We start from the raw sequence: 21,390 nt of genomic DNA, 5'->3' as shown, positions 1-21,390 counted from the left end.
AAATAGACCTTTGAAGATAATTTCTTCAAAGGTTTTTTTCTTTAGGTTTGCATTTTTAGGAAGGAAGGCAGAGGTCCAAAAAATAATGATATAGTTCCTGGCTATAACTGAGAGAAAAAAATAGGAATTAGACGAATAGGGGAGGCAGTGATAGAATAGAACTATGCTAGAAAGGGGACGAAAAATGGTATCATTTTCCTATGAACATCTAGTGCCCATTCGGCATTACGTGCATCAGCATCCAGAGTTATCTGGACAAGAATACAAAACTACAGCTTATCTTAAAGCCTATTTGGAAAAGTTAGGTGTACGCATTTTAAACAGTGGCTTAAAAACCGGTCTGATTGCTGAAATCGGAAGCGGTAAACCAGTCATTGCCCTTCGCGCAGATATTGATGCCCTTCCAATACAGGAGAACACGGATCTCGACTACCAAAGTCAAAACCCTGGTGTCATGCATGCCTGTGGCCATGATTTCCATCAGGTCAGCCTATTAGGGGCTGCAGAAGTCCTAAAAGGTATGGAAGCAGACTTAAAGGGAACGGTTCGGTTGATTTTTCAGCCGGCTGAGGAGACTTCTGAAGGAGCATCTGCGGTATTAGCGACCGGGCTCCTAGAGAATGTACAGGCCATCCTTGGATTTCACAACATGCCGTCATTGCCTGCGGGTCAGTTGGCCCTGCGTCCAGGTGCCATGATGGCGGGGGTTGAAAAGTTCAAGGTGACTGTCACTGGGGTGAGCAGTCATGCGGCTCGACCGGATCTCGGTTTAGATACGGTTGTAGCAATCACTAGTATGGTCCAGCAGTTGCAGACCTTGGTCTCGCGTACGGTTTCGCCATTTGAGACAGCTGTCCTATCGGTGACCCATATTGAAGCTGGTTCAACCTGGAATGTTCTTCCCAAGTCTGGTTACTTTGAAGGAACCATTCGAACCTTTAATCCGGATCTCCAGAGACGGCTCAAGGCGGATTTCATTCGCGTGATCGAACAGATCTCCAACAGCACGGGAGTCATGGTCCAATTTGATTGGGGCAAGACACCACCGGTTACCTATAATGATAAGGCCCTGGCTAAAAAAGTCTTTCGCTGGTCCAAGTCTTTTGCAGAAGTTGTTGAGGCCCAGCCATCGACAGCGGGTGAAGATTTTGCTTTCTATCAAGAGAAAATCCCTGGAGTCTTTGCTTTTATCGGATCGAATGGTGCAGCGGATGCACCGGATCTCCACCATGATAGCATGGTCATAGATGATGCTGCTTTTGCAGTATCAGTTCCATATTACGTAGAAAATGCCCTCGCTTTGCTGGAAAAATTTTCAACCAAATGAGACGTGATAGATAAAACCTATCACCGTCATAAAGAAAATATAATACCCAAGAGTCAGGAATTTTGATATGATGGAAAAAGCTGTTTTTTTAAAGAGGAATAAACAATTTTAGTGAAAAAGGAGAACAAATGAAATTGAATAAATTCGTCAAATATGTTGGTTTGAGTCTTGTGGGCTTAGTAGCAGTTGGGACTTTGGTAGCCTGCTCATCCAAGTCATCAAGTAAATCAAGCGGAAAACGGACCATTGAAGTCGCAACAGTTGGAACAACCAAACCCTTCACCTATGATAAGGACGGGGAATTGACTGGTTATGAAATCGAAGTCATGCGTGAAATCTTCAAAGGTTCAGATAAGTATGAAGTCAACTTTAATAAGACAGAATGGTCTTCTATCTTTGCTGGCTTAGACGGCGATCGTTACCAAATCGGTGTCAGCAACCTTAGCTACGATAAAAAACGTGCGGAAAAATACTTGTACCCAAATCCATACGCAAAGAACCCAGTGGTCTTAGTGGTTCGCAAAGATTCAGGGATCAAGTCACTGGATGATATCGGTGGCAAGTCTACAGAGGTCATCCAAGGAACTTCTACAGCGAAACAATTGGAAGCATACAATGAAGAGCACAAGGATAATCCAACTGAGCTCAAATATACAGATGGAACGATTCAATCTATTCTTGCTAATTTGAGCGATGGCCGTTCAGATTATAAGATTTTTGAACGTTTGACAGTTGAAGCCTTAATCAAGGACCAAGGGTTGGATAATTTGGAAGTGATTGAACTTCCAAGCGATCAACAACCATACGTTTACCCAATCCTTGCCAAAGGTGAAAAAGAATTGGAAACCTTCGTCAACAAACGAATCAAAGAATTGTACGAAGATGGGACACTTGAAAAATTGTCTAAGAAGTACTTTGGTGGAACCTTCCTTCCAGAAGCTTCTGATATTAAATAAGGTTATTTAAAAACATCATAAGGAGAAAGAACATGAAATTAACAAAACTTTTTGGTGTAGCAGCTCTTGCTACCGTTGCAACCTTTGCCTTAGCAGCATGTGGGTCTTCAAAATCATCTAAATCATCTGATAAAGATGGTGTGACAACTGTTAAAGTTGGGGTGATGAGCTTAAGCGATACAGAAGAAGCTCGTTGGAAAGAAGTGCAAAAGAACTTGGATGATGCAAAAGCAAACATCAAGTTGGAATTCACTGAGTTTACAGACTATTCTCAACCAAACCAAGCTGTTCGTGATGGGGATGTGGATATCAACGCTTTCCAACATTACAACTACCTTGAAAACTGGAACAAAGAAAACAGCGCAGACCTAGTTTCTGTAGCAGATACTTACATTGCGCCAATCCGTCTTTACTCTGGTACAAAAGATGGAAAGAACAAATACACAGATGTGAAAGACATTCCTGAAAAAGGAACCATTGCAGTACCAAACGACCCAACAAACGAAAGCCGTGCTTTGTATGTATTGGAATCAGCTGGTTTGATCAAGTTGGATACAAAAGATGGGGAATTGGCTACCATCAGCAACATCAAAGACAATCCAAAGAACTTGACAATTTCTGAGTTGGACGCTTCTCAAACAGCTTCTTCACTTCCATCAGTTGATGCGGCGATCATCAATAACACCTTTGTTCGTGAAGCAGGCATTGATTACCAGAAAGCTCTCTTTGTAGAAAAAGCAAACAGCAACTCTAAACAATGGTACAACTTGATTGCAGCGAAGAAAGATTGGAAATCATCTGATAAAGCCAAAGCAATCGAAGCCATTATTAAAGCCTACCATACTGACAACGTGAAGAAAGTCATCGAAGAATCTTCAGACGGTATGGACCAACCAGTTTGGTAATTGAGAGGATGAATAGAGAGGTGGAGAAGGTTTTCTCTACCTCTTATCGTGTATAGTAGGAGGAAATGATGTCCAATCCAAGAGAGACAGAACAAATACGCAAATTTGAAAATGATGAGGTAGCTCAGCATTATTTTGAAGTCCTGAGGACCCTCATTTCCAAGCGCTCCATCTTTGCCCAGCAGATTGGCTTAAAGGAAGTGGCGACCTATTTGGGAGAAATTTTCACAGCTGCAGGAGCTAAGGTAACTGTGGATGACAGTTACACAGCGCCATTTGTCATTGCTAAATTTGTTTCACCCAATCCGGACGCGAAGACCATCATTTTCTACAACCATTACGATACCGTTCCAGCAGATGGCGACCAACCTTGGACGAGTGATCCCTTTACGCTGTCGGTCCATTACGGGACCATGTATGGTCGAGGGGTAGATGACGACAAGGGTCATATAACAGCACGCTTGACGGCTATTCGCAAATATATCCGTGAGAATGGCGACCTGCCGGTCAACATTACCTTTATCATCGAAGGAGCAGAAGAATCTGCTTCGACCGACCTGGATAAGTATTTGGCCAAACACAAAAAACACTTGCGTGGGGCAGATCTCTTAGTCTGGGAACAAGGGACTCGTAACCAACAAGGGGAACTGGAAATCTCCGGTGGCAACAAGGGGATTGTTACTTTTGACATGGTGGTCAAAAGTGCAGATGTGGATATCCATTCCAGCTATGGTGGAGTGGTGGAATCAGCATCTTGGTATCTGCTCAATGGTTTGTCCAGTCTTCGAGATAAAGACGGTCGCATCCTGGTGGATGGCCTCTATGACTTGATTGAGGAACCTAACGAGCGGGAACTGGCCCTGATTGATCGGTATGCCAATAAAACGGCGGACGATGTGACAGAAATCTACAATCTCCAATTGCCTATCTTAAAAGAGGAACGAAGTGAGTTCTTAAAACGTTTTTATTTTGAGCCAGCTATGAACATTGAAGGCTTGGGAACGGGGTATCAGGGACAAGGAGTCAAGACGATTCTCCCTGCGGAAGCTCGAGCCAAGATGGAAGTTCGATTGGTGCCAGGCTTGGAGCCTGAACAAGTCTTGGAGTTGATCCGTAAACAATTGGATCAGAATGGCTATGAGAAGATTGAACTTGTTTTCACACTAGGGGAAATGAGCTATCGGAGTGATATGAGTGCGCCGTCTATTCTCAATGTGATTGATCTGGCCAAACGCTTTTATCCAGAAGGAGTCTGTGTCCTTCCGACAACTGCAGGTACTGGTCCCATGCATACGGTCTTTGAGGCCTTGCAAGCTCCAATGGCTGCCTTTGGTATCGGAAATGCCAATAGTCGAGATCATGGTGGTGATGAGAATGTGAAAATTGCAGACTACTATACCCATATTGAATTAATTAAGGAGTTAATCACAAGTTATGAGTAAAGAAATTATCAAACTTGACCATATCGATGTTACCTTTCATCAGAAAAAACGTGAAATTGCAGCCGTGAAGGATGTGACCATTCATATCAATGAAGGGGATATTTACGGGATTGTTGGATATTCTGGTGCAGGGAAATCAACTCTTGTACGGGTCATCAATCTCTTGCAAGTACCGTCAGCAGGTACTATCACCGTAGATGGTGATGTCATCTATCAAGATCGGGAGACCTTGAATGCTGCGGCTTTACGTCAAAAACGCCGAGACATTGGTATGATTTTCCAACACTTCAATCTAATGGCCCAAATGACTGCAGCTGAAAATGTGGCTTTCGCCCTCAAACATTCAAATTTGTCTAAAGAGCAAAAGGCTGAAAAAGTAGCCAAGTTGTTGGAACTAGTGGGACTATCAGATCGGGCGGACAACTATCCTGCTCAATTGTCAGGTGGACAAAAACAACGGGTGGCGATTGCGCGTGCGCTCGCCAACGATCCAAAGATTTTGATTTCTGACGAATCAACATCTGCCCTAGATCCAAAAACGACCAAACAAATCCTTGCTCTTCTACAAGAGCTGAATCAGAAGTTGGGCTTGACAGTAGTCTTGATTACCCACGAAATGCAAATTGTCAAAGACATTGCCAATCGGGTTGCGGTCATGCAAAATGGTGAATTGATTGAAGAAGGTTCTGTTTTAGATATCTTCTCTAATCCTAAGAATGAATTGACGCAAGACTTCATCACAACAGCAACAGGAATCGATGAAGCTATGGTGAAAATCAACCAGCAACAAATTGTTAAGCAATTGCCAGAGGATTCTGTTTTAGCTCATTTGAAATATTCTGGTTCGGTGACAGACACAGCGATTATCAACGATATTTATAAACAGTACCAAGTATCTGCAAATATTCTACACGGAAATATTGAAATTTTGGATCATACCCCTGTTGGAGAGTTGGTTGTTATCCTGACTGGAGAGGCAGCGAACCTATCTGCAGCGCAACGGGATCTACAAGCGGCAGGTGTTTCTGTTCGTGTCTTAAAAGAAGGGAGTAATGCATGATTGACTTTATTCAAACCTATCTACCAAATGTTTACCGGATGGGCTGGAGTGGCCAAGCTGGATGGGGAACAGCGATTTATCTGACCCTTTACATGACCTTTATCTCTTTTGTGATTGGTGGTTTGTTGGGACTCATTGCAGGCTTATTATTAGTCTTGACAGCACCAGGTGGGATTATCGAGAATAAATTGGTTTTCCAAATCTTGGATAAAATCACTTCCATCTTCCGTGCCATTCCATTTATCATCTTGCTAGCCTTGATCAATCCCTTCACTCGTATGATTGTCGGAACTGGGATCGGTCCTACAGCAGCCTTAGTTCCCCTATCTTTAGCTGTCTTTCCGTTCTTTGCTCGCCAAGTTCAAGTCGTTTTGTCTGAGCTTGACCGAGGTGTAATTGAAGCAGCCCAAGCCAGTGGGGCAACATTTTGGGATATTGTTGGTGTCTATCTTCGTGAAGGTCTTCCAGATTTGATTCGTGTTACAACTGTTACCCTTATTTCCTTGGTTGGTGAAACAGCCATGGCGGGTGCGATTGGAGCCGGTGGTCTCGGAAACGTGGCTATTTCCTATGGTTACCAACGCTTTAATAATGATGTCACCTTGCTAGCAACCTTCTTGATTCTGCTTTTGATCTTCTTTATTCAGTTTATCGGTGATTTCTTGACCAAGAAAATTAGTCACCGGTAAGGATGGGTTAGGTATATGAACATGATACAGAAACATCAATTTAAGCAGGTTGCAGCCTTTGCAGGCTTGTATTTTCTTGCCATTGGTTTAGGCGTCCTGCTAGGAAGTCTGGTTGACCATCGAGGGAATATGTTTTATGCTCCAGCCTTCTCTGCCCTAGTTGGTGGAGGAATCTATCGAGTCTATGTTGAGAAAATTCAACGGACAGGAGCTATTCAAGTAGTTGCTCTTGTGATTGGTGCTTTTTTCCTTTTCACTCGTCATGGAGCTGGAGCCTTTCTTCCTGCTCTTGTTGGGGGGCTTTTGGCTGAATTGGTCGCAGCTCGTGGCCACTACCAGTCGAAGTTAGGCAATGCGCTTTCCTTCCTCTTCTTTTCCTTTACGACGACAGGGCCCATTCTCATGATGTGGATCCAACCAGCTAGTTACCGTGCTTCTTTACTAGCCCGTGGGAAGTCGATGGATTATATTGAACGCGTTATGGTACTGTCAAATATGGAGATGGTGAGCTGGTTTTTATTTACCCTTCTTCTTGGAGCTCTACTAGGTTATCTTCTGGGACAGTTGGTCTATCAAAAGCTAGATAGAAAATGACATGATGGAGAAAAAATATGCACAATAATTTACTAGTTCTTCAGTCAGACTTTGGTTTGGTGGATGGAGCAGTATCCGCTATGATTGGGGTTGCTTTAGAAGAATCGCCAACCCTTAAAATTCACCACTTAACTCATGATATTACCCCCTACAATATCTTTGAAGGGAGTTACCGTCTCTTTCAGACAGTAGATTACTGGCCAGAAGGGACGACCTTTGTTTCGGTGGTCGATCCTGGTGTCGGTTCCAAACGAAAGAGTGTCGTAGCTAAAACGGCGAAAAATCAATACATTGTCACTCCGGATAATGGCACTCTCTCTTTTATCAAGAAACATGTAGGGATTGTTGCTATCCGTGAGATTTCAGAGGTGAAGAACCGCCGGGCCAATACAGAGTTTTCTTATACCTTCCATGGGCGTGATGTCTATGCCTATACAGGAGCTAAGTTAGCCAGTGGCCATATCAGCTTTGAGGAAGTGGGACCAGAACTCAGTGTTGAACACATTGTAGAAATCCCTGTGGTGGAAACGATTATGGAGGACAATCTTGTCAAAGGAGCCGTTGACATCTTGGATGTACGTTTTGGTTCCCTCTGGACGTCGATTACTCGAGAAGAATTCAATCATTTGGAACCTGAATTTGGGGAACGCTTTGAAGTGACCATCTATAACAATGACATGCTGGTTTACCAAAACCAAGTAACCTACGGCAAGTCTTTCGCTGACGTGCGGATTGGACAGCCAATCCTTTATATCAATTCCCTCTACCGTGTTGGTCTTGCTATCAACCAGGGATCCTTTGCCAAGGCCTATAATGTAGGAGTTGGGGCTTCTTGGCATATCGAAATTAGAAAAATGGAAAATTAATAGGAGATAAAATATGAAACAAAAACAAGCTTTTACAATTAAGGATGTTGTAGCCATCGGGGTTGGAGCGGCCCTCTTTGTGGTCATTGCGATGATCCCAATTCCAGCGCCAGCTCCAAATACCAACATTCAGTTGCAATACGCTCTTCAAGCCCTCTTTAGTGTGATCTTTGGTCCGATTGTTGGTTTCTTAATGGGCTTTATCGGACATGCCATTAAAGATGCGATGACTTATGGCCTCTGGTGGACTTGGATCATTTCTAGTGGCTTGTTTGGACTCTTTGTTGGTATCTTCCGCAAGCAAATCGGTAACCTAAAAGGAGAAGTGACCAAGAAAGAATTGATCGTCTTTAACGTCGTACAAGTCATTGCCAACTTGCTTATTTGGGGATTGATTGCTCCGATTGGGGATGTGATGATCTACAAAGAAAGTGCAAACAAGGTCTTCCTACAAGGTGTTGTAGCAGGTTCTGTCAATGCTTTAGTTGTAGCTATTGCAGGTTCTCTTCTCTTGATTGCTTATGCACGGACTCAAACAAAAGATGGAAGTTTGTCTAAAGACTAATCATAAATAAGAAGATAAAGTCTGGGAAACCAGGCTTTTTTTGTTTACCAAAAATATTTTTTACAAAATGCAAAATATATGTTGCAAAATAGAAAATATAGTGTATAATAGAGTTATAAAAACAAGAAAGGAAAAGCATGTGACGAAAAATCTCAAATTAAAAATGGCCCGGGTCGAGCATGATATGACCCAGGGGGATCTTGCAGATGCCATCGGGGTGACACGTCAGACCATTGGCCTGATCGAGGCAGGGAAGTACAATCCAACCCTCAGCCTCTGCCTAGCCATTTGTAAGACCTTGGATAAGACGCTGGATCAACTGTTCTGGGAGTAACAGTTTTAACAATAGAAAGAGGAAACATATGAAACAAAAGAAAGAACCAATTGTAAAAGATGAACGGACCATGCTGCTTGATGGAAAAATTGCAGGGGAACTTGTTCTAGGAATGACCTGCTTTATCGCCTTATCTGCCTTTGTGAAAGCTAGTATTCTTGACTTAGCTCTAGTAGCCTATATGCCCGAACTTATTCTCTTGATTGTCATGGGAGTTTATGTCTTTGTGAGAAGGATTAGCTCAGGGATCGACATTCGAGATATGTTAGAAAAAGATAGCTGGTTCAGCCGCATCGGGGCAGGCGTCTTATTTTCCTTATTTGTGATCGCAACGGATGTGATTGGGAAGCACGAAACGATGAGCTTTATGTTCAGTCCCAAGTATCTGCTCAAAATCGTTCTTGCTATTTTAGTCTTTGCCCTTTTGACTTATCTGTTAGAGAAACCACTTGCTCTTATCAATCGGAAAAAACAAAAGAAGATTGAGGCAGAGTTAGAGGATTAAGGAGATTGCTTAAAAGTTGTTTAGAAATTTGAATAAAAGTCTGGAACCCCAGGCTTCAGATTGAAGACAAAGTCATATTAAAAACTTTCCTTAGGTGAGTACGGACGTCAGCGAACTTCTTCGAAGTTCCAAGACTAATTATTGAGCCTATGGTCTCAATAATTCCGAGTGCCTGAAACGTTATTGTTTCAGGCACTTTTCTCACAGCGGAAAGTTTTGGTATTTTTTGAATCGATTTAAAAATTGGAACTCATTTTTATTTCTTTGCAGAATCGCTTAACTTATTTTACTTTAAAATAGTTTGTCTATCTTCTAAAGTCTGGAACCCCAGGCTTTTATTTTTCAGTCAAATAAATTGCATTCGCTTTCTTGGGGGAGTATACTGGTATAGTTGAATGAAAAATTCTGATAATTTAATCTTAGAAAAGAGAATCAATCTTATGTCAAAAGATATTCGAGTTTTACTTTACTATAAATATGTTCCTATCGAAAACGCAGAACAATTTGCGGCTGACCACTTGGCTTTCTGTAAATCAATCGGGCTCAAGGGCCGCATCCTAGTCGCTGACGAAGGAATCAACGGAACCGTTTCTGGTGATTACGAAACGACGCAAAAATACATGGACTATGTTCACAGCCTTCCAGGTATGGAAGACCTCTGGTTCAAGATTGATGAGGAAGAAGAGCAAGCCTTCAAGAAAATGTTTGTACGTTATAAGAAAGAGATTGTCCACCTTGGATTAGAGGATGATAACTTCGATAACGATATCAATCCCCTTGAAACGACAGGTGCTTACTTGTCTCCAAAAGAATTTAAAGAAGCTCTTCTAGACGAGGATACAGTTGTCCTTGATACTCGTAACGACTATGAGTATGACCTTGGCCATTTCCGTGGCGCTATTCGTCCAGATATCCGCAATTTCCGTGAGTTGCCACAATGGGTCCGTGATAACAAGGAAAAATTCATGGACAAGCGTGTCGTAGTTTACTGTACAGGTGGCGTTCGTTGTGAGAAATTCTCAGGCTGGATGGTGCGTGAAGGCTACAAAGATGTCGGTCAATTGCACGGCGGAATTGCAACCTACGGAAAAGACCCAGAAGTTCAAGGAGAGCTGTGGGATGGTAAAATGTACGTCTTTGACGAGCGGATTGCTGTCGATATCAACCATGTCGATCCAAGCGTTGTCGGAAAAGACTGGTTTGATGGAACACCATGTGAACGCTATGTCAACTGTGGAAATCCTTTCTGTAACCGTCGCATCTTGACTTCAGAAGAAAATGAAAACAAGTACCTCCGTGGTTGCTCACATGAGTGCCGTGTTCATCCACGCAATCGCTATGTAGAAGAACACAACTTGTCACAAGCAGAGGTTGCTGAGCGTTTGGCTGTTATCGGTGAGACGCTTGATGGAACTCTTGCATAAGCTAAAAACAGCCTTTTGGCTGTTTCAGATTGAAGACAAAGTCTTTTGAAAAACTTCCCTTAGGTGAGCACGGACGTCAGCGAACTTCTACGAAGTTCCATGACTTAGTTTTGAACCTAAGGTTTCAAAACTCCCGAGTGCTTGAACCACAGTGGTTCAAGCACTTTTTCTCACAGCGGAAAGTTTTTCATCTTCTTTAATGACAAAAAAATATAAGTCATGTTTTGAAAGTCATCTAGCTGTTTAATGTAGTACAATAGTTTGTCTACATTCAAAAACAACCTTTCGGCTGTTTTTTTCTATGGAAAGTCATGAAAATTTGTGCTATAATTTGGTAAGCGATTACAAAAAGGAGAAAACAAATGTCCGTTGTGTTTTCAATTCGAAATAAAAAGAGTATGTTTGGCTATCAAAAAGTGATGCCAGCTAAAGATGTATTGAATTTGGTGGAAGGAGTTCTTACCTACAGTTTTGAGGAAGCCCTGCTTGGTCGCTCTCTCAAAGATTTTCCAGCCATGATGTGTATCCGCTATGGCAAGAGCTGCTTGCCCGTCATCCTTCGTTATCTGGATCAAGATCATGCTTATCAGTTCATCCTTGCAGATTTTGCCACCCTTGAAGATTGGCGACTCATCTTGGAATGGCTCAGTGCCCTAGCTCGCCAGTTAGGAAATGAGATCCACGATAATTTGGGAACCAGCTATGACGCAGATTCTATTTTCTCTTTTGATTATGAGAACCATTTGCTGAAGAATCTACAGAATCTAGAAAAAGATCCAGACCTTCATCAATATCAGCTTCAGGGATTTGCTCATCCTGTAATTTTAGATCGTGAGCTCCTTCGTAAAATCCTAGACTCCGCTCAACCTTTAGAGGAGTTCAGTCAAGTGGTTAAAAAGGTACAATACAGCTCCGCCTTCTTTAGTCAGGTTCGTTTCTACCGTCAGAACGAAACAGGAGGCATTATTGGCAGTTACAGTCTAACAGAAGATACGGATACCGTCTTGCCACGAGTGCCTTTTGCACCTGCTGAGTTTGTAGAGAAGGTCAATATGGATGAAGTCATCGACTGGAAAGTGAACCTAGTGGAAATCATTGGAAATCCTGATATGCCAGAGAGTTATAAGCCGGTGGCGGCTGTGAATTTAGAAGCCCTACTGGATGCTTTGGACTCGAGTGAATTTGAATTGTTGGATGCTAATCAAATTGAAATTAAAAAATTGTCCAAAGAACGCTTGTTGCAATTAGCCCAACTCTAATAAAAAAACAGTTCATTTGAACTGTTTCAGATTGAAGACAAAGTAATTTTAAAAACTTTCCTTAGGTGAGAGCGGACGTCAGCGAACTTCTACGAAGTTCCATGACTAATTATTGAGCCTAAGGTCTCAATAATTCCGAGTGCCTGAAATAACTGTGATTCAGGCACTTTTCTCACAGCGGAAAGTTTTCTATATTCTTAAATGACTAAAAAATATAAATTATTTTATGAAAATTATCTAGCTGTTTTATGTAAAAAAGTAGTTTGTCTACATTCAAAAAGTTCTCAGTGTTGAGAACTTTTTCTTTTAGTTTGATTCATGTGGCAAGATCAAGTTAAGGATGATTCCTGTCATAGCGGAGAGGGCTGTTCCTGATAGGGTCACTGGACCAAGTTTCAGAATTGCTCCACCAAGTCCAAGAACCAACATGGCACTTGCAATAATCAAGTTGCGCATCAAGCTGAAGTCAACGCGTTCTTTGATCAAGACTTTCAAACCATTACTTGCGATTACCCCATAGAGCAAGATGGACATACCACCGAGAACAGAGTTTGGAATGGTAGAAATGAGAGCAGTAAATTTACCAAGGAAGCTCAAGGAAATAGCAATCAAGGCTGCATTTCGAATAACGGAAACAGAAGCGATGCGAGTCATCCCAATAACGCCTGTATTTTCACCGTAAGTGGTATTGGCTGGACCACCAAGGAAGGCTGATACAGATGTTGCAATCCCGTCACCAAGAAGGGTACGGTGAAGACCTGGTTGTTTCAAGAATTGACGGCCACAGATTTGGCTAAGCACGGTATGGTCACCGATGTGTTCTGAAATAGTTACGATAGCGATTGGCAAGATGGCGATGGTTTCAGGACCGAAATATAAGTTGTATTGTTTGAAGGCCCCACCCGTATTGAAAGGAAGATAGAAACCAGGGATTTCAAACCAGTTAGCCTTGAGGACCGGATCAAAGTTCACCAAGCCCAAGCAAACTGCGAAGACATAACCACCGATAATGGCAAAGAGGAAAGGAATGATTTTGAAGAAACCTTTTCCTTTGGTGTTGATGAAGGCGGCAATCAGGAAGGTTACGACAGCGACAAGGGCATTTTTCCAATCTCCCCCTTCGACAAAACCGGCGTTTTTAACAGCGGATCCTGCAAGTCCAAGACCAATAACGATAATCATAGGTCCAATGACAACGGCAGGAAGCAATTTGTCAATCCAGCGAGTGCCTGCTACTTTAACCCCTGCAGCGACTAGCACGTAGATCAGACCGGTCAGGATAACCCCTGTTTGGGCTGCATCGACTTTTCCTCCCATTTCCTTCATTGCCAAAGCCATGGCTGTGATGAAGGCGAAGGAAGAGCCGAGGTAGACAGGGACTTTAAAGCCGGTACAAGTCATATAAATCAGTGTCCCAACCCCTGATGCAAAGAGGGCAACGGATACGGGCATGCCCAAGATGAGTGGTACCAGGATGGTTGCCCCAAACATGGCGAAAACGTGTTGGAAACTTAATAAGATTCCTTTTAGGGGTGCCGGACTTTGGTCGACATCCAGGAGCAAATCAACAGTTGATTCTTCTTTCATAATAACCTCACTTTTGGGCACCAAAAAAGAGCCCATGAATATTTTTGCATAGCAAGGGCCCTCAGATTATTCATATTCTGTGTCTTTGTCACCTCACAGGATGACATTAAAAACCTTTGCTTCTAAGAAGTATAGCAGAAAAAATTCGTTTTGTAAACGAATTTTTCCCGAGCCCGAAAACGAGAAAGCGAGGCTCATTTTGTAAACGAATTTTTCCCGAGCCTAGAAACGAGAGAGCGAGGAGGGAATCATTGAAGTTCTCATTTTTGTATCAGGAAAGAGGTTAACGATCGACGCAGTGGTTGAGTGGTTCATTTTCTTTTACTTTTTGAGAGATTCGGTATCATTTTCTACTACAAAAGGCAAACAAGTCAGCTTGCTTTCCCATTTGTTAGAAGGAAAGAGGCCGATTTTGTGGTATAATAGGGGCCTAGAAGTAGAATGAAAGAGGTGCACGAAATGCTGTTAGAAGAATTTGATGCCAATCGACAGGCGATTATCAACCCACAAGACCTACATGGTCCCATTGAAGGATTTCCCAAAGTAGTCATCTCTTGCTTTTCAAGAGTAACTTTTGCACGCCTCCTTGAGAATTATGACCATGAGGTCATTGCAAGAACCTCCATGGCCAATTTTGAAGTCCTAGTCTATGGGATCACGATTGGAGACCAACAGGTTGCTGTCTTTAATGCACCAGTTGGGGCTGCTTCCTGTGTGGGGATTATAGAGGATTTGATTCAATTTGGGATGGAGAAACTCGTTCTCTTTGGGACTTGTGGGGTTTTGGATCGAGATATTGAAGCAACCTCCATCATCATTCCAACAGCTGCTCTTCGAGACGAGGGGACCAGTTACCACTATCTTCCGGCGAGTGATGAAGTGGAAGTGAATAAGGAAAGTCTTCCTCTCTTCCAAGCTTTTCTGGATAGTCACAAGGTTTCTTATCAGTCAGGAAAAGTGTGGACGACAGATGCTCCCTACCGGGAAACCATCGACAAGATGAAGAGACGAATGGAAGCAGGAGCCATCTGTGTGGATATGGAATGTTCGGCAGTGGCAGCTTTAGCAGCTTATAGGGGCTTTGAGCTCTGCCATTTCTTCTATGCAGCAGACCACCTCTCGGAAGAAAAATGGGATATCCGAACCTTATCTAGTCATGAGGATTTAGATAGCAAGGATCGAATCGCGGAGTTAGCCATCCAATTTGCGCTCTTATGGGAAAAGGCAAACTAAATGAAAGAAGCAATGATTGAACTGAAGGATTTTTCCTTCCAATACAAGGCCCAGTCTGAACCAACCTTGAAAAATCTCAACTTAACCATTTATAAGGGGGAAAAGGTCCTGATTGTTGGGCCATCTGGTTCTGGCAAGTCAACCATTGGCCAGTGCTTAAATGGGATTATCCCCAATATCTATAAGGGAACCAGTAGTGGGCAATTCCTCATTCAGGGGAAAGAAGCCTTTGATCTCAGTATTTATGAGAAATCTCACTTGGTCAGTACGGTCTTGCAGGATACAGATGGTCAGTTTATTGGTCTCAGTGTTGCAGAAGACTTAGCTTTTGCCCTTGAAAACGATATGGTGGAGCTGGAAAGCATGAAATCCCGGGTCCATACCTGGGCGGAGCGCTTAGATTTGAGCAAGCTCTTGGACCATCGGCCTCAAGATTTATCCGGTGGACAAAAACAACGGGTCAGCTTGGCGGGTGTCCTGATTGACGAAAGTCCGATCCTGCTCTTTGATGAGCCGCTAGCTAATCTAGATCCCAAATCGGGTCAGGATATCATAGATCTGATTGATCAGATTCATGAAGAGCAGGGAACGACAACCATTATCATTGAACACCGTTTGGAGGATGTACTCTACCGTCCCATCGATCGGGTCATCTTGATCAATCAAGGGCAAGTCCTCTTTAATGGGAGCCCAGATGAGTTGTTGAGGACGACACTGCTGGCAGAAAATGGGATTCGTGAACCCCTCTATTTAACGACTCTTCGCCAGTTAGGCGAGGATATCAGCAAGCTACCGCACTTGGACAAGGTAGAAAAATTACCACTTGGGGATATGTCAGTGGATATCCCAACTCCTCATTTTAAAAAAGGAGTAGAGGCAGAGACAATCCTAGAACTTGGTCATTTGAACTTTGCCTATCGAGAAGGCCAGCCCATTCTAAAAGATCTTTCCTTAACCATTCCAAAAGGCCAACGATTAGCTATTGTTGGTAAAAATGGGGCTGGAAAATCAACCCTTGCTAAGGCAATTTGTGGCTTTATCCAGACGGAAGGAACCTATTTCTCAAAGGGAGAGGATATCAAGGGAGATAGTGTCAAGGAGCGGGCAGAGCGCGTGGGCTATGTCTTGCAAAACCCCAACCAGATGATCTCGACCAACATGATTTTTGATGAGGTGGCTCTGGGTCTTCGCTTGAGAAATGTTCCAGAGGACCAGATTGAAAGTCGTGTCCATCAAGCCTTGAAGACCTGTGGTCTCTACGAATTTCGTAAGTGGCCGATTTCTGCTCTGTCCTATGGCCAGAAAAAGCGGGTGACCATCGCCTCTATCCTTGTCTTGGGACCAGATGTTCTCGTCCTCGATGAGCCGACGGCTGGTCAGGACCAACGAAACTATACGGAAATTATGGATTTCCTTGATGAACTCCATCAAAAAGGGCATACTATTGTCATGATTACCCATGATATGCAGCTCATGCTGGATTATTCGGACCGGGCAGTCGTGGTCATGGATGGGCAGGTTTTGGATGATTTGACACCGGCAGAGCTCTTGACCCAACCAGAAATTTTGACGCGGGCTAATTTGAAAGAAACGTCTATTTTCGCCTTGGCAAATCGACTTGGTGTCGATCCTCTTGCCTTGACCCAGTTTTATATGAATCAGAAGGGGGAAGGTCATGAATAATCGCTTAGTCGGCTACCATGCCGGAACCAGTTTTCTGCATCGCCTTTCAGGCGCTAGCAAACTTCTTTTCTTACTCTTGGTATCATTAGCTGCCATGTTGAGTTACGATACACGCTTGTTGTTGGTCATTGGTATAGGTGCCCTCGCCTTATTTGCAACCTCAGGCATTCGTTTGAAAGACATCTCCTTTGTTCTGAGTTTTGCCTTAGCTTTTGCCCTACTCAATGTCTTGATGGTCTATCTTTTTGCCCCTCAATATGGGGTAGAAATCTATGGAGCAAAGACAGTTCTTCTAGATGGTTTAGGGGCATATAGTATTACAGCCCAAGAGTTATTTTATCTCTTCAACCTAGCTTTGAAGTATGTGTGTACCATTCCCTTAGCTCTCATTTTCTTGATGACCACCCATCCCAGTCAGTTTGCTTCGAGTCTCAACCAGATTGGGGTGTCCTACAAGATTGCTTACTCAGTGAGCTTAACCTTGCGCTATATTCCAGATGTGCAGGAGGAATACCAGATTATCAAGCTCTCGCAAGAAGCAAGAGGCTTGGAGTTGTCCAAAAAGGCCAACTTTGTCCAACGGGTGAAGGGAAATCTTCAGATGATTTCTCCCTTGATTTTTAGTTCTTTGGAGCGGATTGAAACGATCTCTACGGCCATGGAACTGCGCCGCTTTGGTAAAAATAAAAAACGAACTTGGTACACCTATCAGGAGAGGACCACTCGTGATCGCTTGATTATCCTGGGGTCAATCTTCATGGTAGTCTTGAGTATCGTCCTGATTTGGGTAAACAAAGGTCGCTTCTATAATCCTTGGAGGTAAGAAAATGGCAGAAACAATTTTAGTAACGGGAGCATCTGCTGGCTTTGGTCAAGCGATTTGCCGCCGCTTAGTTACCGATGGGCATCGCGTGATTGGTGCTGCTAGACGCATTGAAAAATTACAGGCTCTTCAAGAAGAGCTGGGAGAAGCTTTTTATCCCCTTCAAATGGATGTGACGGATCTTTCTCAGGTGGATCTTGCACTTGCTAGTTTGCCAAAAGCTTGGGAGAGAGTGGATGTTTTGGTCAATAATGCTGGCTTGGCCCTAGGCCTCGCTCCAGCTCATGAAGCAGAGGTTGCAGATTGGTTGACCATGATTCAGACCAATATTATCGGCTTGACCTATCTGACAAGGAAAATCTTGCCTCAGATGGTGGAACGAAATGATGGTTATGTCATCAATATGGGGTCAACTGCTGGGACAGTGCCTTATCCAGGGGCCAATGTTTATGGTGCTTCCAAGGCCTTCGTTAAACAGTTTTCATTAAATCTGCGTGCGGACTTGGCTGGAAAACAGATTCGGGTGACCAACATTGAGCCAGGTCTCTGTGAAGGGACCGAGTTTTCGATGGTTCGCTTTAAAGGGGATGAAAAACGGGTAGAGGCTCTCTATCGAGACGCCCAAGCCATTCAGTCTGAAGACATTGCCAACACTGTAGCTTGGCTCATCCAACAACCCAAGCATTTCAATGTCAACCGGATTGAAATCATGCCAGTTTCCCAAACCTTTGGTCCGCAACCGATCTATCGGGGTGATTAGTTTTACTAACCAGCACGATCCGGTGCTGGTTATTTTTCCATGTTGAGAATAGAGAATAGGAGGGGGAAACCCATGTCAAAAGCTTTAGTGATTGGATCTACTGTTTGTGATGTTATGGTCTATCTGAATCGACTACCGAGTCGGGAAGGAGACGCCCATATCCATGAGCAGACTTGGTCTCTTGGAGGGTGTGCCTTTAATGTGGTCTCCGTACTTCATGCTTTGGATCAAAATGTTGACTTCATCTCGCCAGTGGGGACGGGTGTCTACGGGGACTTTGTCAAGGCAGAACTCGAGAGGCTGGGTATACATACTCCAATCTCAGTAACCGGGGCAAATGGTTGTTGTTATTGCTTTATCGAGTCGGATGGTGAACGAACCTTTTTATCAGATCATGGAGTAGAATATAGTTTTCAGAAGGAATGGCTCCAGTCTCTGGAGCAGGAAAGCTACGAATTTATTTATCTCTGTGGCCTTGAAGTAGAAGAGCCGACTGGATTGGAACTGATTCAATCTGTGTCAAAAGTCAAAGGCCAAGTCATTTTTGCGCCAGGACCTCGAGGTCTCTTGATTCCTAAGGAGCGTTTGGAAGCTATCTATGATTTGCATCCAATCCTTCATGTCAATGAGGCAGAAGCCAAGGCTTTTTCAGCTTGTGAAGAGATTGCTGACGCAGCTAAGAAGCTCTACCAAAGAACGGGACAGTTAGTCATCGTCACCTTGGGAGAAAAAGGAGCGATCGCATACGATGGTAGGTTCTACGAGGTGGTCGGATTTCCGACAGAAGTTCGTGATACCGTAGGAGCAGGAGACAGTCATCTGGGGGCTTTTTTAGTGGCATCTTTGCAAGGGCTAGATGTGAAAGAAGCGCTAACCTTTGCTAACCATCTAGCAAGTATGGTTGTGGCGACCAAGGGAGTTCATTTAGAGCGCCATTACTACCATACCCTAGAGCAAGAGTTAAAAAAATTAGTTTATTCAAAAAGAAGCTGACAAACTGTCAGCTTCTTTTTAGTATCATCTTATAACGGACGCTTATTTGGCATGCCTGCTTTTCTTGGATATTTATTTGGGGTTTCTTTTTTCTTTTCTACAAGAGTGATATAGCGTGGATCCCCATTTGGCAATTCATACTGTAGATTGTCTTCAACCTTGCTAAAGAGCAGATTGAGGGCGTTTTTGGCTTCATCCAACTCTTCTGGAGCATTGCTAGCCTTGAGAGCAAGAAGCTGTCCCCCTACTTTCAGATAGGGAATGGTCAGTTCAGACAAGACTTGCATGCGGGCAACGGCGCGGGCAGTTACGATATCAAATTGGGCACGAAAGGCCTTGTCTTGTGCAAAGTCCTCAGCTCGTCCATGGTAGAAATGAACTCCGCTCAAGCCTAACTCTTCAGCTAGCAAGTGAAGGAAATTGATTCGCTTATTGAGGGAATCAATAATGGTCACATCTAGCTCAGGGAATAGGATCTTCATTGGTAGACTCGGAAAGCCAGCACCAGCGCCGATATCCAAGAGACGGATGGGTTGGTTTTCAATCAAACCTTGTAAAATGGGTGCGATAGAATCATAAAAATGCTTGAGATAGACTTCATCTTTATCGGTGATAGCGGTGAGATTAATTTTCTCATTCCATTCCACGAGGAGCTCGAAATAGCGTTCGTATTGCTCTTTTTGTCGATCAGTTAGTGGGAAGCCGAGGTCGGCTAAACGGTCATAAAATTCTTCTGGTTTCATAAGATAATTTTACCACAAAATAAGGGAAATTTGATATACTGGTACTAAAGAAATGAAAGGAATTCAATAAAATGATTTGGATTATTCTTGGGGTCCTAGTGGTCCTCGCATTATTAGTTGTTGGAGTATACAACGGCTTGGTAAAAAGTCGGATGCAGACTCGCGAAGCTTGGAGTCAAATCGATGTGCAATTGAAACGTCGGAATGACTTGATTCCAAACTTGATCGAAACCGTTAAAGGGTATGCTAAGTACGAAGGAGATACACTAGCAAAAGTAACTCAACTTCGCCAACAAGTAGCTCAAGCATCTTCACCTGCAGAAGCAATGGCAGCCAGTGATGCTCTTTCACGTCAAGTGGCAGGTATCTTTGCGGTGGCTGAAAACTACCCAGACTTGAAGGCTAACACCAACTTCATGCAATTGCAAGAAGAATTGACTAACACAGAAAACAAAATTTCTTATGCTCGTCAATTGTACAATAGTGTAACTAGCAACTACAATGTCAAGTTGGAAACTTTCCCAACAAATGTGATTGCTGGAATGTTTGGCTTCAAACAAGCCGAATTCCTTCAAGTACCTGAAGAAGAAAAAGCAGTACCAAAGGTGGACTTTAGCGGATTAGGAGACTAATATGCTCTTTGACCAAATTGCAAGCAATAAAAGGAGAACCTGGATTCTCCTTATTGCTTTTTTCATACTCTTGGCTCTCATCGGAGCGGCCGTTGGCTACCTCTGGTTAGGCTCCTCACTTGGTGGCGTCATCCTAGCTTTGATTATTGGTGGGATTTATGCCTTTAGCATGATTTTCCAATCAACCGAGGTCGTCATGCGGATGAACGGGGCTCGTGAGGTAACGGAAGAGCAAGCCCCTCAACTCTACCATATTGTACAAGATATGGCTATGGTAGCTCAAATCCCTATGCCTCGAGTTTATATTGTAGATGATCCTTCGATGAATGCATTTGCGACAGGATCCAATCCTCAAAATGCAGCCGTTGCAGCGACAACAGGTCTTCTGGCTGTGATGAACCGTGAGGAATTGGAGGGAGTCATCGGACACGAAGTCAGCCATATTCGAAATTACGATATCCGCATCTCCACGATTGCGGTTGCCCTTGCCAGTGCCATCACCATGCTCTCTAGTATTGGAGGACGGATGATGTGGTGGGGCGGTGGTCGTAGACGAGATGATGATCGAGAAGGAGGCAGTGGTTTAGAAATTATTATTCTGATCCTTTCCTTGATTGCCATCGTTTTAGCTCCATTAGCGGCGACTTTGGTTCAGTTAGCCATTTCTCGTCAACGAGAGTTCCTAGCGGATGCCTCAAGTGTTGAATTGACACGGAATCCTCAAGGAATGATCAATGCTCTTTTGAAACTGGATCATAGTGCACCCATGCAGCGAGAAGTTGATAGTGCAAGTAGTGCTCTCTTTATCAACGATCCCAAAAAAGAATCCGGCTTTCAAAAGCTCTTTTATACCCACCCACCCATTGCTGAGCGGGTTGAAAGATTAAGAAACATGTAAAAAATCCACCAAATAGTGGATTCAGATTGAAGACACAATCATCTAGAACCTTTCCTTAGGTGAGTACGGACGTCAGCGAACTTCGAAGAAGTTCCATGACTTAGTTTTGGAC

21 protein-coding genes and 2 pseudogenes are annotated in these 21,390 nt (G+C 43.4%); 21 read left to right on the top strand and 2 right to left on the bottom strand.

Annotated features, from left to right (window positions below; genetic code table 11):
- Nucleotides 1-184 precede the first annotated feature (184 nt).
- The 13 genes from ADH49_RS08640 (at nucleotide 185) to ADH49_RS08580 (ending at nucleotide 11,926) form a co-directional block, all read left to right on the top strand.
- A complete protein-coding gene (locus ADH49_RS08640; RefSeq protein ID WP_048691692.1) occupies nucleotides 185-1,327 on the top strand; it encodes an amidohydrolase in 1,143 nt (380 codons plus the stop codon).
- Nucleotides 1,328-1,455: 128 nt separating this feature from the next.
- Complete coding sequence (locus ADH49_RS08635; protein WP_048691689.1) at nucleotides 1,456-2,283, top strand: amino acid ABC transporter substrate-binding protein; 828 nt, start codon at nucleotides 1,456-1,458, stop codon at nucleotides 2,281-2,283.
- Nucleotides 2,284-2,315: 32 nt separating this feature from the next.
- Nucleotides 2,316-3,188, top strand: coding sequence for a MetQ/NlpA family ABC transporter substrate-binding protein (locus ADH49_RS08630; RefSeq protein ID WP_048691686.1), 873 nt, complete (start codon nucleotides 2,316-2,318; stop codon nucleotides 3,186-3,188).
- A gap of 68 nt (nucleotides 3,189-3,256) precedes the next feature.
- Complete coding sequence (locus ADH49_RS08625; RefSeq protein WP_048691684.1) at nucleotides 3,257-4,630, top strand: M20/M25/M40 family metallo-hydrolase; 1,374 nt, start codon at nucleotides 3,257-3,259, stop codon at nucleotides 4,628-4,630.
- Nucleotides 4,623-5,690, top strand: a complete 1,068-nt coding sequence (locus ADH49_RS08620) for a methionine ABC transporter ATP-binding protein (RefSeq protein ID WP_048691682.1) — start codon at nucleotides 4,623-4,625, stop codon at nucleotides 5,688-5,690. The genes ADH49_RS08625 and ADH49_RS08620 overlap by 8 nt, the downstream gene beginning before the upstream one ends.
- The gene (locus tag ADH49_RS08615; protein ID WP_048691680.1) at nucleotides 5,687-6,379 is read left to right on the top strand and encodes a methionine ABC transporter permease; all 693 of its coding nucleotides are present in this window, start codon (nucleotides 5,687-5,689) and stop codon (nucleotides 6,377-6,379) included. Before ADH49_RS08620 ends, ADH49_RS08615 begins: the two co-directional genes overlap by 4 nt.
- A gap of 15 nt (nucleotides 6,380-6,394) precedes the next feature.
- Nucleotides 6,395-6,973, top strand: a complete 579-nt coding sequence (locus ADH49_RS08610) for an MptD family putative ECF transporter S component (protein WP_048691677.1) — start codon at nucleotides 6,395-6,397, stop codon at nucleotides 6,971-6,973.
- A gap of 17 nt (nucleotides 6,974-6,990) precedes the next feature.
- Complete coding sequence (locus tag ADH49_RS08605; protein ID WP_048691675.1) at nucleotides 6,991-7,839, top strand: SAM hydrolase/SAM-dependent halogenase family protein; 849 nt, start codon at nucleotides 6,991-6,993, stop codon at nucleotides 7,837-7,839.
- A 13-nt stretch (nucleotides 7,840-7,852) separates the two neighbouring features.
- On the top strand, nucleotides 7,853-8,404 hold the full coding sequence (locus ADH49_RS08600; RefSeq protein ID WP_048691672.1) for an ECF-type riboflavin transporter substrate-binding protein: 552 nt from the start codon (nucleotides 7,853-7,855) through the stop codon (nucleotides 8,402-8,404).
- A 139-nt stretch (nucleotides 8,405-8,543) separates the two neighbouring features.
- Nucleotides 8,544-8,738 (top strand): helix-turn-helix transcriptional regulator, encoded by a 195-nt coding sequence (locus ADH49_RS08595; protein ID WP_048691669.1) that lies wholly within the window; start codon nucleotides 8,544-8,546, stop codon nucleotides 8,736-8,738.
- Between the two features lie 28 nt (nucleotides 8,739-8,766).
- The gene (locus ADH49_RS08590) at nucleotides 8,767-9,243 is read left to right on the top strand and encodes a DUF6773 family protein (RefSeq protein WP_048691667.1); all 477 of its coding nucleotides are present in this window, start codon (nucleotides 8,767-8,769) and stop codon (nucleotides 9,241-9,243) included.
- A gap of 440 nt (nucleotides 9,244-9,683) precedes the next feature.
- A complete protein-coding gene (locus ADH49_RS08585) occupies nucleotides 9,684-10,667 on the top strand; it encodes a rhodanese-related sulfurtransferase (RefSeq protein WP_048691664.1) in 984 nt (327 codons plus the stop codon).
- Between the two features lie 362 nt (nucleotides 10,668-11,029).
- Nucleotides 11,030-11,926 (top strand): DUF4299 family protein, encoded by an 897-nt coding sequence (locus ADH49_RS08580; protein WP_048691662.1) that lies wholly within the window; start codon nucleotides 11,030-11,032, stop codon nucleotides 11,924-11,926.
- A gap of 306 nt (nucleotides 11,927-12,232) precedes the next feature.
- On the opposite strand, the gene ADH49_RS08575 is transcribed toward ADH49_RS08580, so the two are convergent.
- Nucleotides 12,233-13,513 carry a uracil-xanthine permease family protein gene (locus ADH49_RS08575; RefSeq protein WP_009731544.1) on the bottom strand — a complete coding sequence of 427 codons (1,281 nt, stop codon included), beginning with the start codon at nucleotides 13,511-13,513 and terminating at the stop codon, nucleotides 12,233-12,235.
- Between the two features lie 459 nt (nucleotides 13,514-13,972).
- Here ADH49_RS08575 and ADH49_RS08570 point away from each other — a divergent pair, with 459 nt between their 5' ends.
- From ADH49_RS08570 to ADH49_RS08550, 6 genes and pseudogenes are all read left to right on the top strand, one after another.
- Nucleotides 13,973-14,746 carry a nucleoside phosphorylase gene (locus ADH49_RS08570; protein ID WP_048691659.1) on the top strand — a complete coding sequence of 258 codons (774 nt, stop codon included), beginning with the start codon at nucleotides 13,973-13,975 and terminating at the stop codon, nucleotides 14,744-14,746.
- Nucleotides 14,747-15,598, top strand: a pseudogene (locus ADH49_RS10490) (DUF3744 domain-containing protein); the annotation flags it as partial.
- A gap of 27 nt (nucleotides 15,599-15,625) precedes the next feature.
- Nucleotides 15,626-16,429 (top strand): annotated as a pseudogene (locus ADH49_RS10485) (energy-coupling factor ABC transporter ATP-binding protein); the annotation flags it as partial.
- Entirely contained in the window at nucleotides 16,422-17,252 is an 831-nt protein-coding gene (locus ADH49_RS08560) for an energy-coupling factor transporter transmembrane component T family protein (protein ID WP_048691654.1), read from the top strand. The pseudogene ADH49_RS10485 and the gene ADH49_RS08560, both read left to right, overlap by 8 nt.
- A 4-nt stretch (nucleotides 17,253-17,256) precedes the next feature.
- Complete coding sequence (locus ADH49_RS08555) at nucleotides 17,257-18,012, top strand: SDR family oxidoreductase (protein WP_048691652.1); 756 nt, start codon at nucleotides 17,257-17,259, stop codon at nucleotides 18,010-18,012.
- Between the two features lie 72 nt (nucleotides 18,013-18,084).
- The gene (locus ADH49_RS08550; protein ID WP_048691649.1) at nucleotides 18,085-19,005 is read left to right on the top strand and encodes a carbohydrate kinase family protein; all 921 of its coding nucleotides are present in this window, start codon (nucleotides 18,085-18,087) and stop codon (nucleotides 19,003-19,005) included.
- A gap of 29 nt (nucleotides 19,006-19,034) precedes the next feature.
- On the opposite strand, the gene rsmG is transcribed toward ADH49_RS08550, so the two are convergent.
- On the bottom strand, nucleotides 19,035-19,748 hold the full coding sequence (rsmG, locus tag ADH49_RS08545; RefSeq protein WP_048691646.1) for a 16S rRNA (guanine(527)-N(7))-methyltransferase RsmG: 714 nt from the start codon (nucleotides 19,746-19,748) through the stop codon (nucleotides 19,035-19,037).
- Nucleotides 19,749-19,819: 71 nt separating this feature from the next.
- Here rsmG and ADH49_RS08540 point away from each other — a divergent pair, with 71 nt between their 5' ends.
- Both ADH49_RS08540 and htpX read left to right on the top strand, forming a co-directional pair.
- The gene (locus ADH49_RS08540) at nucleotides 19,820-20,380 is read left to right on the top strand and encodes a LemA family protein (protein WP_003004967.1); all 561 of its coding nucleotides are present in this window, start codon (nucleotides 19,820-19,822) and stop codon (nucleotides 20,378-20,380) included.
- Between the two features lies 1 nt (nucleotide 20,381).
- Nucleotides 20,382-21,278: a zinc metalloprotease HtpX gene (gene htpX, locus ADH49_RS08535; protein ID WP_048691643.1), complete on the top strand. Its 897-nt coding sequence runs from the start codon at nucleotides 20,382-20,384 to the stop codon at nucleotides 21,276-21,278.
- The last annotated feature ends 112 nt before the right edge of the window (nucleotides 21,279-21,390 follow it).

Source organism: Streptococcus sp. 400_SSPC, from assembly GCF_001072745.1.
GTDB classification, from domain to species: Bacteria; Bacillota; Bacilli; order Lactobacillales; family Streptococcaceae; genus Streptococcus; species Streptococcus xiaochunlingii.
The sequence above is the reverse complement of the archived record's forward strand: the minus strand, read 5'-3'. Positions and strand labels throughout refer to the sequence as shown.